11 protein-coding genes are annotated in these 13787 nt (G+C 58.8%); 2 read left to right on the forward strand and 9 right to left on the reverse strand.

Features of this window, described 5'->3' with window-relative positions; translation table 11 throughout:
- Positions 1 to 147 precede the first annotated feature (147 nt).
- From IPF85_RS27760 to IPF85_RS27785, 6 genes are all read right to left on the reverse strand, one after another.
- On the reverse strand, positions 148 to 2388 hold the full coding sequence (locus IPF85_RS27760) for a molybdopterin-dependent oxidoreductase (RefSeq protein WP_343411297.1): 2241 nt from the start codon (positions 2386 to 2388) through the stop codon (positions 148 to 150).
- Positions 2389 to 2493: 105 nt separating this feature from the next.
- Positions 2494 to 3204 carry a 2Fe-2S iron-sulfur cluster-binding protein gene (locus tag IPF85_RS27765; protein ID WP_343411298.1) on the reverse strand — a complete coding sequence of 237 codons (711 nt, stop codon included), beginning with the start codon at positions 3202 to 3204 and terminating at the stop codon, positions 2494 to 2496.
- Positions 3205 to 3435, reverse strand: coding sequence for a hypothetical protein (locus IPF85_RS27770; RefSeq protein ID WP_343411299.1), 231 nt, complete (start codon positions 3433 to 3435; stop codon positions 3205 to 3207).
- Between the two features lie 41 nt (positions 3436 to 3476).
- The gene (fdhD, locus tag IPF85_RS27775; protein ID WP_343411300.1) at positions 3477 to 4337 is read right to left on the reverse strand and encodes a formate dehydrogenase accessory sulfurtransferase FdhD; all 861 of its coding nucleotides are present in this window, start codon (positions 4335 to 4337) and stop codon (positions 3477 to 3479) included.
- Complete coding sequence (locus tag IPF85_RS27780; RefSeq protein ID WP_343411301.1) at positions 4334 to 6085, reverse strand: NAD(P)H-dependent oxidoreductase subunit E; 1752 nt, start codon at positions 6083 to 6085, stop codon at positions 4334 to 4336. Before IPF85_RS27780 ends, fdhD begins: the two co-directional genes overlap by 4 nt.
- Positions 6086 to 6252: 167 nt before the next feature.
- A complete protein-coding gene (locus IPF85_RS27785; RefSeq protein WP_343411345.1) occupies positions 6253 to 6606 on the reverse strand; it encodes an RHS repeat-associated core domain-containing protein in 354 nt (117 codons plus the stop codon).
- On the opposite strand from IPF85_RS27785, the gene IPF85_RS27790 reads away from it, so the two are divergent.
- Positions 6598 to 7116 (forward strand): hypothetical protein, encoded by a 519-nt coding sequence (locus IPF85_RS27790; protein WP_343389898.1) that lies wholly within the window; start codon positions 6598 to 6600, stop codon positions 7114 to 7116. The genes IPF85_RS27785 and IPF85_RS27790 overlap by 9 nt on opposite strands.
- Positions 7117 to 7447: 331 nt before the next feature.
- Positions 7448 to 7741 carry a hypothetical protein gene (locus IPF85_RS27795; protein ID WP_343389897.1) on the forward strand — a complete coding sequence of 98 codons (294 nt, stop codon included), beginning with the start codon at positions 7448 to 7450 and terminating at the stop codon, positions 7739 to 7741.
- Between the two features lie 192 nt (positions 7742 to 7933).
- On the opposite strand, the gene IPF85_RS27800 is transcribed toward IPF85_RS27795, so the two are convergent.
- From IPF85_RS27800 to IPF85_RS27810, 3 genes are all read right to left on the reverse strand, one after another.
- Entirely contained in the window at positions 7934 to 10807 is a 2874-nt protein-coding gene (locus IPF85_RS27800) for an N-6 DNA methylase (RefSeq protein ID WP_343389896.1), read from the reverse strand.
- A 597-nt stretch (positions 10808 to 11404) separates the two neighbouring features.
- A complete protein-coding gene (locus tag IPF85_RS27805) occupies positions 11405 to 11602 on the reverse strand; it encodes a hypothetical protein (protein ID WP_343411302.1) in 198 nt (65 codons plus the stop codon).
- A gap of 634 nt (positions 11603 to 12236) precedes the next feature.
- On the reverse strand, positions 12237 to 13526 hold the full coding sequence (locus tag IPF85_RS27810; RefSeq protein WP_343389895.1) for a hypothetical protein: 1290 nt from the start codon (positions 13524 to 13526) through the stop codon (positions 12237 to 12239).
- Positions 13527 to 13787: the final 261 nt, after the last annotated feature.

A 13787-nucleotide genomic window follows, 5' to 3' on the forward strand; every position in this document is an offset into this window, starting at 1 on the left:
CGCAGGGGTGCGCTGGTGACGCGATTGGAAGTGACCGGCACTTCAGTGTGCGCAACGTGCAGGTTGGTTGCGCGGCGAAGTGCCGGTCCCCTGGCGGGCGGGACGCAGCCACGAGTTGGCATTGGACATCGGAGAGATTCTCATTGCTCAGCGCCGCGCGCCAGGGCTGCTGACACCGCTCACAGCGCCGCCCGGCCGCGCCAATGGCGTCAGGCGCACGGCGCACACTTTGTAATCGGGAATTTTCGCCAGCGGATCGAGATCGTGCAGGGTCAACTCATTGGCCGCGGCTTCGGCAAAGTGAAAGGGCAAGAAGACCGTCCCTTGCGGCGAACGCCCCGTCACCAACACCTTGCACTCGACACGCCCGCGCCGCGACTTGAGTTCCACCCACGCCCCTGAGCTGACCGCCAGCGCCAGCGCATCCTCGGGATGCACCTCCACCACCGCCTCCGGGTAGATCTCGTCCAGCTTCGAGCGCCGCGTCATCGTGCCGCCATGCCAGTGGAAGAGCACGCGCCCCGTGGACAGAATCAGCGGGTAGTCGGGGTCCGGCAGCTCGTGCGGCTGCAGGAAGTCGAGGCTGTGGAATTTACCGCGGCCGCGCGGAAAGCTCTCGGCAAAAAGGTAGGGCGAGCCAGGGTGATCCGGCGTGGGGCAGGGCCAGTGGACGCCGCCCTCCTTTTCCAAGCGATCGTAGCTGATGCCCTGGAAAGGCGGGGTCAAGCGCGCCATCTCCTGCCAGATGGCCTCCGGATGGTCGTAGGCGTAGGAGGACAGCGCGCCCAGGGCCAGGTTCGCCACCGCGTCCGGTGCGGCCGCCGGCAGAGCGCCGCCGGGCAGACCTGGCGCCGCGCCCAGCGCATGCAGTTGCTGCGCCACGCGGCCGGCCAGATCGCAGACGATCTCCCAATCGGCCCGCGCCGCGCCGATCGGCTTGATCGCGGCGCGCACCCGTTGCACGCGGCGATCCGAGTTGGTGAAGGTACCCTCTTTTTCGGCAAAGCTGGTGGCCGGCAGGATGATGTCGGCGTAGGCGCAGGTTTCGTTGAAGAAGATGTCCTGGCAGACGATCAGATTCAGGTTCTCCAGGCAGTGCCGCGCATGAGCCAGGTTCGGCTCGCTCATCAGCGGGTTTTCACCCATCACGTAGAAGGCGCGCAGCGCACCGCTGCCCGCGCCGTCCACCATCTCCGGCGTGGCAAGCCCTGGCTGCGGGTTGAGGGGCGCGCCCCAGGCCCAGGCAAACTTCGCACGGATGGCGGGGTCATCCACACGCTGATAGCCGGGAAAGACGTTGAAAAGCCCGCCGGCGTCCGAGCAGCCCTGCACATTGTTCTGCCCGCGCAGTGGGTTGAGGCCGGCGCCCTCTGCGCCCAGATGACCGCACATCAACGCCAGGTTCGCCAGCGCCAGCGCGTTATCGGTGCCATGCGTGCTCTGACTGATGCCCATGCCCCAGTAGATCGCGGCCCGCTCAGCCTGCGCATAGAGCCGCGCCGCCTTGATGATGTCCGCGGCCGGCACGCCGGTCATCTCTTGAGCATAGGCCGGCGTCCAGCGTTCCAGGCTCTCGATATAGTCCGCAAAGCCTTCGGTGCGCGTGCGGATGAAATCGGCGTCGTACCATGCCTCGCGCACGATGACATGCGCCAGCGCCTGCCACAGGATCACATCGGTGCCCGGCTTCTGGCGCAGCCACACCTCGGCGAAATCGGCCAGCTCAATGTGGCGCGGATCGGCCACGATCAGATGCGCGCCGTTTTTGCGCACCGCCTGCTTGAGGAAGGTGGCGATGACCGGGTGGGTTTCGGTGGTGTTCGAGCCGGTGACGATGAAACACTCCAAAGTGGGCATCTCTGCAATCGAGTTCGACATGGCCGAGGAGCCAAGCGCCATCTGCAGGCCGGTGACAGATCCAGCGTGACAGAGCCGCGCGCAGTGATCCACGTTGTTGGTGCCCAGCAGTTGACGCATGAGCTTTTGGAAGACATAGTTGTCTTCGTTGGTGGCCTTGGCCGAACAAAGCCCGGCAATGGCATCGCCGCCATGCTGCACCTTGATCGCGATCAGCCGCTGCGCGACCAAGTCGAGCGCGGCGTCCCAGGTCAGCGGGCGAAAGCCATCCAGGTCAAGCGGGCCTCGACGGACGCGCCCGGCCTGGATGTCGGCGTAGTCGTGACGGATCAGCGGAGTGGTCAGGCGACTGGGATGGTAGACAAAGTCCATGCCAAAACGCCCCTTGACGCACAGGCGGCCGTAGTTGGGCGCTGTGTCGTGCGGCGCATTCACGCGGAAGATCACCTGCTCGGCGTTGACGTGCAGATTGACCTGGCAGCCCACGCCGCAGTAGGCGCAGGTGGAACGGGTGACATGGTCGGCTATCATTTGGTCTCCTCCTGACTCTACTGCTGGTAGGAAATTGAACCGCCAAGACGCGAAGGACGCCAAGGATCTCTTATCGTCGCGCGCGGAGACGTCTACACACGGCGGCTAGGTTTCTGGTTTGTCGCTTCGCCTGGGCTTGGGTTTGCGGCTTTGCCACGCCAGCCCCTGGTCGAGCAGCCATTCCTGTTTGCCCTTGAGCGCGCCGGTTGGGCACACCTCCACGCAGTTGCCGCAGAAGACGCAGGTCGTGTCGGGCATCGGCGCGTTGAAAAAGGTGGTGATGGACGTGTGAAAGCCGCGTTCGCCCAAAGTGAGGGCAAAGGTGTTTTGCACATCATCGGCGCAGACCTGCACGCAGCGCCAACAGAGGATGCACTTGCTGTAGTCACGCACATAGAAGGGATTGTCGTCTTCGACGGCCGCGTCGCGGCGCTCGCCGCCGGCGAAACGGGCCGGGTCCGCGCCAAAACGGGCGCTGTAGGTTGCGATCTGCGGCGCTTCGGAGCAATCCACGGTCGAATGAAGCAGTTCCAGGATCACCTTGCGCGCGCGTCGCACGCGCGGGGTATCGGTCTGCACCTCCAACCCTTCCACGCAGGGCGCGACGCAGGCCGGGATCAGGGTGCGGCCGCGTGTCGGTTCCACCACGCACATGCGGCAGACCGCGTTGGGCGTCAGGTTGGGGTGGTAGCACAGAGTGGGGATGTCCACGCCAATCTCGACCGCCGCGGCCAACACCGTCGTGCCGGCGGGTACGGTCAGCGCGTGACCGTCAATGACAACGCCGACCGTCGCAGGTGCAGACGAATTGCTCATCTACTCCCCTTCGCCGACCGGCTCCCAGGACGAGGTGTAGACCAGTCGCGCGACGCTGTCCCAATAGATTGGTTTTTCATGCCGCAGCAGGTCCAGGATGAAATTGGCAGAAGTCAGCGGCAGATTGCTGATCGTCGCCAGTGAGCCGCTGTCGAGCAGCAGGCGAATCTCCGCCTTGTCGCTGCCCGCCTGATGCCAGACGCTGTAGTTATGAACTTGATTGAGTGCCATGATCCCCTTCCTTCATCGACTCTCCACTCTCCACTCTCCCCTCACTCCCCACTCTCCTCATTTACTCCCACCCCGATCTCCGATCTCCGATCTCCGATCTCCTCAAACCCCAGCCTCTCCGGCGCGGTGTAGGCGCGCAGGCCACCGGTGCGGACATACCCCACCAGGGTGATGTTCCAGGCGTGTGCCAACTCGATAGACAGAGCCGTTGGCGAGGTGCGGCTGGCTACGATGGCGATGCGCATCTTGGCTGCTTTGTTGAGCATTTCTGAGCTGATGCGGCCCGTGGAGAGCAAAATCAGATCGTCTGTCGGCTGACGACGACGCAGGCACTGCCCCCACAGGCGATCCACCGTGTTGTGGCGTCCCACATCCTGCGCCGCCATCAGCACCTGGTCGCCATCGCTCAGCCCGCTGGTGTGAATACCACGCGCGGTCCGGTAGAGCACGGCGGCCTCCTGCAGTTCGCTCATCAGGCGTATGAGCTGCTCCGGCGCCAACTGGCGAGCGGATGTCAGCGGCGCCTGCTGCTCGGCCAGGTCATCGAAGGTGACGCCGCCGCCGCAACCGGAGGTGATGATGACGCGTCGCGGCGGCTCGAAATTGGCGTTACGCAGCCACACGTCCACGCAGGTGCCGCTGGGGCAGATCGTGACCAGACGCACATCGTCCATGGATTGGATGATGCCTTCGGCGCGCAGGAAGCCGAGCGCGAGGGTGTCCTGTTCGAACGGCGAACACATCAGCGTCGCCAGTTCCAGGCCGTTGACATGCAGGCGCAGGAATTCTTCGCCCGGCGCCGCGCCATCTATCACCCGCCAGCTTCCCCGCTCATACGCGGCGTAGCTACAATTGACCAGTCCATCCATCAGTTTGTCTGATTTCCATTTGTCTTGATTCAACCGCCGAACAGTTCCACCGCGCTCAAGATCGCACCGGAGGCGGTTTGTCCCAGGCCGCAGAGCGACGCGTCACGCATTGCGCCCGCCAGGTCATCCAGGTCAAGCCGATCGTGGGGTCGCGCCTGGCCGGTGCGCAGGCGTTCGACGATCTCGACCTGGCGCTGGGTTCCCATCTGACAGGGATAGCACTTGCCGCACGACTCATGGGCAAAGAAGCGGGCCACGCGCCTGACCACTTCCCAGGGGGCCACGCGATCATCCAGCACCATCACCGCGCCAGAACCGAGCGTGGCGCCAATTTCACGCAGCGACTGCCAGTCGAGGGCCACGTCGAAATGGGCCGCGCTGACGAAGGTGCCGGCCGCGCCGCCCAGGAGCACGCTGGTGATGCGGCGGTCAGGCAGCGGCCCGCCGGCCTGATCGAAGAGCAGATGGCGCAAGGAGCGTCCCAGCGGCAGTTCGTAGAGGCCTGGGCGCTGCACACAGCCGCTGACGCCGAAGAGCTTGGTGCCCGGCGATTGCGCGGTGCCGTACTGACGCAGCCAGCCAGGGCCGTGGCGCACGATGGGCGGGATGTTGAAGAAGGTCTCGACGTTGTTGATGACCGTGGGTTTGCCAAAGAGGCCCACCTGCACCGGAAACGGCGGCTTGACGCGGGGCATGCCGCGCTTGCCTTCGATGGACTCGAAGAGCGCGGTCTCTTCGCCGCAGATGTACGCGCCCGCGCCCAGGCGCAGCTCGATGTCGAAGTGCAGGTCACTACCCAACAGATGATGGCCCAGGTAACCGGCCTCGCGGCAGCGGGCCAGTGCGTTTTCCAGCAGCGGCGCCAGGTAGCCGTACTCGCCGCGCAGGTAGATGTAACCGCCCACCTCGCCTTGCCCCTGAATCGCGTAGGCGGTCAGCGCCATCGCCTCGATCAGGCGGAAGGGGTCGCCTTGCAGCAGGGTGCGGTCCTTGAAGGTGCCCGGCTCGCTCTCGTCCGCGTTGCACACCACCATCTTGGGCGTGGCCGGCTCGTCCGCGGCGCTGCGCCATTTGACCCCGGTGGGAAAGGCGGCGCCGCCGCGGCCCACCAGGCCCGACGCCTCGATGGCCTGCACGACTGCGGCCGGCGTCATGGCGCCCAGGGCCTGGCGCAGGGCCGCAAATCCGCCGCGCTGCTCATGGTCCGCCAGGCTCCAGGGATCAACCCGGCCCACATGGTCCGCCAGCACCACGTCACCGAGCACCGGGGGGGCGGTTTCAACAGCAGCGGGCAATACATCGGCGTCGCGATCCGAGGCCAACCAGGAGAGCAGGGCAGCGGCGGGCAGCGGCGTCTCATCGAGCAAGACCGCGGGTGCGTCGGCGCAACGGCCCAGGCAGGGCATCAACTCCAGGGTGAACGCGCCGTCGGGCGTGGTATCGCCATGCTGGCGCAGGCCGGTGTGGGTGGCGATGGTGTCGCGCAACGACTCGCAGTTGGTCGGCTGAGCCAGGTAGCAAGCGATGTCATCGCACACGCGCAGCAGGTGGCGGCCATGCGGCTGGCTGTAGAGCATGGTGTAGAAGTCAATGACGCCGTAGATGTCGGCCACAGGCACGGCCAGCGCGGCGCCGACGCGGGTCACAAGATCAGGCGAGAGCCAGCCGTGGGCGCGCTGCACGGCCAGCAGACAGGGCAGCAGGTAAGCGCGGCCCTTGCCCTGGAAAGACGCCAGGACAGACGCCACAGATTCGGAAGGGGAGAGCGCGGAAACAGGCATCGTCGGTCTTCCTGATTGAACGCGTAAGAATTCACAACGCTCACAACCGCGGGTGGTCGTAGCGGGCAGCACAAGCTTAGGCTGATGCTGGGGTGGCACGGTAAGGAGGGGATTATACCCGCATTGGCGGTGGTTTGCAAGCACCGAACGCGAGGAACCAGGCGGAATCAACGGCTGACATGCAGAGTTTCTAGCAGCGGGTTATTCAGGACATAGCTGTACCGATTGAGACTCTGCGGATTCCCTGGATTGGGAATGAGTGTATCCGCACTGGCAAACCGTCCCAACGATGGGTCGTAATACCGCGTTGTAGAAATACAACCCGCCGGCCACACTGTCCAGCACCTGCCCGGTGAAGCGCCGCTGCGTCGGCGTCGCGCCGAAGTTGTAGCGATTCTCACCCTACGGTCGACCATCTCTTCCAGGAACTCGACCGATGCCAAAGCAAAGGCCTCGTGGCTTTGGACCAGTCGGTCCCAAATGGCCAGATCCCGTGCATTAGATGATTCTATTTGCCGCATCGTCGCCACGAACAGGGGCACCCTCAACTGATTTCCTGGCCCAACATCGCCATCGTCCAGGTAGTCAAACAACGCGTGAATGGTGAACTCAACGTGATGCGGCGCATTGTTCAGGGTGACCAGAAGATGGTGCAAAGCCTGATTCGTAAGACCCAGCAAGAGGGCGTGATCAACACCGCTTTCATTGAACGGCTCAACGCCACTTTTCGCCAGCGGCTCAATAGTCTGGCTCGCAGAACCCGCACCTTGGTGCGTAAGGCAGCCACCCTTGAAGCAGGCATGTTTGTCGTCGGTTGCCTCTACAACTTCTGCGACACTCACCATAGCCTGCGTCTTAAGTTGCTTGTCGGCAGGCACGGTTATCGCTGGGTGCAACGTCGTACGCCGGCTTTGGCCGCAAGCTTGACCGATCATATCTGGACACCAACCGAGTTGTTCAATTTTAAGGTGCCTTTGCCTCGCTGGGAACCCCCCGTTCACCGCGGTCGGCCCTCCCGCAAGACCCAATAACTCATCGAAAAGTGGTGTAAATGACCACGTTTAAGTGCGGTGACACCCGCTGGTTTTTGTGACCAATTATCTGTAGATATCAACTCATCCTTATCCAAAGATGGCGCAACTCACAAACGTCAAGACCACCCACTCTCCGATGCTCAGACTGGAGTGTGCTAATCTTAGTGGTCAGGTTATCACTTAGCGATTGGAGAGTATCGGAATCACTCCAGACTGAATCTGGTCCTGCCGCCAAGTCCCTAATCCAGCTGTTCACCTGATCCAGCCAATAGGAAAAGGACTGCTCCTGAACGTATGCGATCATGGCCGCAAAGGTATGCGCGGCCCCATGGAGGCCGAATTTGAAACGCTGGATACCGCCAGTCGTGCCATATTCGGTAGTGACGTATTCGCGCTTGTCTCGATCCGGCCCTTTTGGTATCGGGAGCCGTTTGCACTCAATGGGAAACAGCGGGTCAAACTGGCTGTGCCGGCGGCCTTCGATGATGAAAGCGGCGGCCCGGGGCTTCACTGTGAGGTCTATCTTCCTACCGCCACGCGTTTCATCGCCGGTCTCGGTTCGGAACTGGACATGGCTCCAGATGGGCGAGTAGTAGACAGCACTGTTGAGATGATCGCATAGGTGTTCGGTTAATGTGGTTTCCGCGTCTGCGGACGGCCGATCAGGGTGGTCGCGCCACCGGGGAAGTTCCTTGGCTATGAAGCCTACAAGCTCCAGCTTCGCTGTGCAAGGCAGGTGAATGTCCCGGTCGAGCCTACCTGATGGAAGATCGATGTTGATACTGATACTGTCCGCCAACATAGTCACAAAGCCTCAGAAGCCTTGCTCGGCCAGGTCAGCGAGCGTCTCATCCGCATCCCGGAGTGCGATGGAGCGCAGCCAGTATCGCAACCGGTCGGGCTTGAGCAAGTAAATGCATGCTCCATCATAGATCCGGGCGATACGGGTAACATTGAGGCCGCCGCCGCGTTTTTCTCGCAGCAGCGCGTTGAGTTTCCCTTTGAGTTCCTCCGCACCTGTCCAGTCCACCTTTCCATTGCCGAAAACATAAGGCTGACAAATCACGCCCTGCCAAGTATACTCCTTCAAGGCGTGTAATCTGTTATTTCTGTAAACGCCGTTAATCCGGGTGGTGAAAACGTCATTGAATGAAGGCAGAGCAGGTACACCCTTGTCTTTCATTGCAGCAGAGTTTTCGCCGAGGCGGATGAGATCGCGATAATAGTCCACAATGTCGGCAATTAGAATCTGCTCGTGAAGACTTAGTTCAAGATCGTGAGATGACGGGCATGGTAGGTCGAATACATCTGCACCGGATAGCGTAGTGGCATGTTGGGTAAACAACTTAATACTAGTTGCTGCAACATATGCTCTTAAGGAATTCTTCTCTTTACTAAGAAAGGCGTCGAGCTTCCTAAGGCATTCAATGTGATCTGAAGTACCACAGAACCCCACAATCTGGTTTTTGTATGTCAGATAATGCGCTGTCCAGAGACCATGATTCAGATCGTATTGCTCATGTACCAAAACCATCGGAGGAGTATAACGTGCCCTTGTATAACCAGAGCGAAAAGAGGTGGTAGTCACAGTGATAATAGTATTGGAATCAATACCTGATTCGGAGATTCCGCCTGATGGAAGCAATGGCTGTCCGGTCAGGTGATTACCTGGCTGACGCACGACAGTTTTGCTGGGTGGCCCATCCTTGGGCGGGGCAGCTTCGATAAAGCCCTCCCCGTAGTCCCAACCTTGTTCTACTGCGTATTGCCCTAAGGTTCTGAATTTCCGCAGCCTATCAACAAGACCAAGGACGCGCCCACCGCCGAGCAGGTCACATCGCCACACGGCGTTATTGCTCAGGACTAATTCCCGCGGCAGCCAGTGCATGTCATAATAATCAATATCGAAGCCTTGTTCCGCATCAGCGCGGCCACTGCGGCGAAAGGTGGCGTGGAGTATCTGCCGCTCCGGTGGCGGCGTTTGGGCTTCTGCAACTATCACAACGACCTTGGTGTCAGCGCCGCTTTTTTGGAAGAGACCACGGATTGAGACGAAATCGAGAATCTCGCGGACGTCCCAGCGTTCAATGAACTTACGCCGGAACGCGAGTGACTGCCGGTTGTAGAGGAAGTTGTACTGTTGGAGCATGGAGAGCACGCCGCCATGAGCCAGCATCTCCATGGATTCATGGAGGAAAAGATAGGCTATTTGTCTGTCGGGCGGCGCTCCGTGTTCCCGCTGATATCGCTCATAGGCCCGTTGTGCGCCGTCGGTGCCAAGTGTCGAGGCAAATGGCGGATTTCCGATGATTACGCCGACGCGTTCCTTGACTGTTTGCTTCTCGCGAGCCTCAAAGAAACAACCTGTGTGAATAGTATGTTCCTTTAGAGGCGGGAAGAGCTTCACGCTGGTCCTGATCTCTATCGGCTCGAGTGCATCGCAGAGAGCGAGGGAGAGGCTAAACGCAGCGAGTTCGACGGCGCCTTCTTCCAAATCAATACCCCGCAGCCGTGTCGTAAGCAATTTCTGAAGGGTTGCCTGTGTTGGGTGCTCCCATCCGTTGCGAAAGCGCCAGTGAAGCACAAGTCGCTTGTAGGCTTCGACAAGGAAGACCCCAGAGCCGCAAGCTGGATCAAGAATGACTTCGTCGTTCTCCTCCAGCCGGTCCAGCCGCTCCCAACTCAAAACTTCGCCCAGCATAAGACGAACGACAAAATGCGGAGTATAGACCGCCAACGCCGCGTCGTTGACGAAAAGCTGGTAGATGTGGCTGATAAGTTCCACTGGCAGATCGGCAAAGGAGTATCGTTGCCACAGCGTACGCTGACCACCAGCCTCCTGCCGTCCTTCCACCAGTTGGGCAAAGCGGGCGAGTTGACTGCTGGCCTGCAACGTCTTGCGTTCTTCGTCGCTCAGGACGAACACATGCCCGTTGAATCGCTCTTCCAGATGATCTAGCAAATCAACAAGAGCCGGACCGTCAGCAAGCACCTGAAAGAACTCTCCTGCGTCAGGCAGAAAACGGGCAAAGAAGGCGTCCTCAAAAACCCCTCGCCTTTCAAGATACGCGATAAGCACCGACAGGATGAGCAAACGTCGCTGAAGCGGTTTGGGCAGGGTGCTTTCTTTGTTGAGTTCCTGGTGCAGTTCCTTGACTGCGTTGATGAGCGTCTTTTGCGCTGCTTGTTGGCTGGATAGGAGCTGCTTGCACACCGCTGGATCATCCCAGAGCGTTCCGGTGCGGAGCCGTTCGGCCTCCCACCACGGATCTTGATCGATTCGGGAAGTGAGTTCAAGCGTCTTAAAGGGATTGAAAACGGGTCTGCTACCGCTCTCGAAATCAGGCCGGTGCGCACAGCGGAAAAGCTGAACTAAACCACTTGTAACGCGATAGACCAGCGGCACGCCGCCCCAACTCCACAGTCGCTTGTGCAATTCTGCGAAATCAGGGTCCGGTGTTGGCCCATCTGAGCGGTAAAGAAACGCCTGCGCCACCGATGCTTTGCCATCGCGAGGTGCCTCAAAGAAGACCGCATCTGCCGTGTATAGCTCGGCCTTCTCCATGACTGCTACTTCTTCGGCTGGCCGACCAGTCTTGAGATACCCCCGAACGGGCACGATGCCTTCCACGACAGCAAGGTTCTGGGCATCGCTAAAATCGGTCAACCAGTTTCTAGGATCGTTCATCTCTGCGCTTTCATTCGGTCAAAGGGCGTTGAAACACTTGTGTCCAATGAGGCTGAGGTATGCCTATAAAATTGGACAGAAGAAGGGGCAAAGACAAAGGAAAAGACGAGGTGGCTCGATTGGAAACCTGGCCCTCTCGCCTTATCTGGGGGTGTATGCGCAATTGTAGGCGAGAATAACGGATTGTCAAGCCAAGTCCATCGAACTGGCACCAACGGCTTGCTGAGCTAGCTATTGTGTCTCAATCTCGACTAGCGTGGGGTAGCCAAGCAAGGAGTCCAATGAGCTTGCGCAACTATACCTCGTCTATAAACCGGTCCAGTTGTCGGTAGGCATCTTAATAGCTGTGATACTCTGAGAACTCTACATCTTCTTTCTTAGATAGTTTGGATCAGACGTTTGGCGTAGCCATTCTGGCAAGCTTCACCGATCTCGGCCAAGCTGATGCTTACGGTATGATCTTTGGAGTCGTAACGACCCGCCACCGAGAAACAGCGGAAATCGTTACAGCGAGAAACAAAACGACCGGGGAGGTCTTCAGGACAAATTATAGCACATCTGTTCGAGAATGTCAAAATTCGCAGCCAAAGCATCTGTTTAAGCCGCAGAATTGGCGGGAAGGGTTTGTGGCACGATTACTGGCCAGGCGTGACGCCAGGGCGTGGACGTGAGCAGATAGCAGTGGTTGAAGCACGCAAAGCTCAGCAGACAAAGCAGGAAATAGGCCAACGTCAGGCTCACGTTGCGCGCGGAGGGTTGCCAGGGCAGCCAGGCGAGCAGAATCAGGGGCGCCACCCTCTTCGTCGACCATGAGCTCATCGCGTCTGGCTCAGTGAGGCGCAGGAAACTCAAGCGCAAGAGCTTGGTTACGACGAGACGCAATTGGAAGTATTACGGGCAGAGGTGCTGGCCGCCTACGCCAATGATCGAGGCGATAGCGTGACCCACGAAGCATTCCCACGGGACAGCACATAAGTGTCACGGTACGCGTACAGCTGAGGAGTATCCGAAAAAAGGCCACCACAGCCGCGCTAGCAAACCATCGGTCACTTGGCTGGCCCGTGGTGTCCACAGTATCTCACCGCCGGCAGCCCACCGAATTCAAAGGCAAACACCATCGCTACACGACCCTATCTTCCTGCGTCGGCAACCAGCGAGGGGGCGTGCTGGCGCGCCCCACTGACCTCTGGGACCGGTAGCACAAGGGCCGGTTATGATCAGCCCTAAAATCTGGCCAGCAGGTTAGAGGCAACGGCGGCACCCAAGAAAGACTGACTGATGGCTGATCTTGTACGCCCGGGCGCGGGCTTGGATGTGCCGGCTCTACGATCACGCCAGACGACGCAAGGCAGCCCTTTACTCAACGAAGATGAGACGAAAACCTGGGAAGCGGCTTACAGGGCGCATGTAGGGACTGACGCGCGGCAATCTATGGAACGTTTGGGGAAAAGTTTTCCACAAACTCTGTGTACATGGCTTGCAGCTGATCATCGTAGTATGTGAGGCCAGTTACTTGAATAATGTGGATCCATTTGTTAGTTGCGATGGCAACCGAATACATGCGAACACGATAGTTCTCGTCCGATAGGCTTGTCTCGCTAACCGACTGTACGGCAGGGTAGCCATGAATCTTGGTCGCCGTGGGAGGAGTAACTACGTCAACCTTAGCGTACTCCGATAACTCCTGAAGCAGTCGATCTAATTCTTCCACAGTAGGATAAGTGGATCCTAAGAAGTCGAGCGTTGGGAGGCTGGCTACTAGAATCACGGTGTTGCCCTCCATGCCAGCGGATCCCAAAGGGGCAACAAATGCTACGCCCCTTCCTGGGTTGTCTGGTTCGGAGGGAATTGCTTTTCGTTGCCAACTCTCAGGAAAATACGCTGAGAAATTAGCGTCTTGATCCTCGTAGTAAACCCAAGTAGTTTTGCCAAACACCAAGAAAGATGGCGTTGGAAAATTAGAAGTTGGTGTCGGGCTAGGCTGGGGCGGTAAGGTTGGCGCAGTCGTTGGTCGAATAGTCGGTGTGCGTGATGGCTCTATTTGGGACGTTGTGCATTCTGTAGCAATCTCAAACATAGCAGAACTTGATTCGTTACCCACCTGTGCAGATTTCTCCCAAGTAATTAAGCCACGATTGTATTTGTTCTGGTCCGATGACTCAAAACCTTCCACAATGAGATCAAAGGCCTGAATCCGTAGCTCAACGCTGGAAAGCTCCTTTTCCCAAAAATCCTTACCTTCAGCATGCGCACCAAGTTTTACCCAGTCATCTACGAATTGTTTCTGATAGGGTTGATATTCCTTTATGATGTTGACCATCTCTTCGGAAGCAGCAGAATAGTCGAGACCGGTTTCCCCATGCTTATCAAACCACTCTACAAATTGGGATGACCCGCTGATTCTTTTTGCGCGAAGAAGTTCGGCTTTTGCAAGCCACAGACAGAAACTTGAGTCAGGTTCTAGAGTGACTGTCAAAGTGTTTTCCACAACTTGTCGTCTGTCGCCCGAAACAGGTGCGCGTCCTACCCCCAACGACAAGAAAAGAATCTCTGCTCCTGCCTGAAATGGCATAGCGATCACAAACCCCAGGAGCACCGCACCGACGAAACCAAGAAAGCCGCGCTTTCTTCCCTGAATCTGATTCTTCGTACTCCAACGCCGCACCGACCAGGCGATAGCGACCATCGCTATGAACCCGTATATTGCTCCCATATTCATGATTCACCATCTTTTGTTCTTGGGTACCACATGAAAAACAGAACGTGCTTACTTAGCTACAGACGCAACACCACAGGGTTTGACGCGATCTCCTTCAGATTTTGGTGGATTCGCTTCAACGGATTGCAGGCAGATGCAAGGGGACGAAACGTAACGCTCGGTGCCATTGCCGGACACTCTTTTAATGGAGATATCGAGACAGAAATGGAGACGAGAAACGAACTAACTGGTCATCAGGTCGGTGTCAACCACGGGAACTTA

The sequence above is a fragment of the Candidatus Amarolinea dominans genome, assembly GCF_016704685.1.
In the GTDB taxonomy this organism is placed as follows: Bacteria; Chloroflexota; Anaerolineae; order SSC4; family Amarolineaceae; genus Amarolinea; species Amarolinea dominans.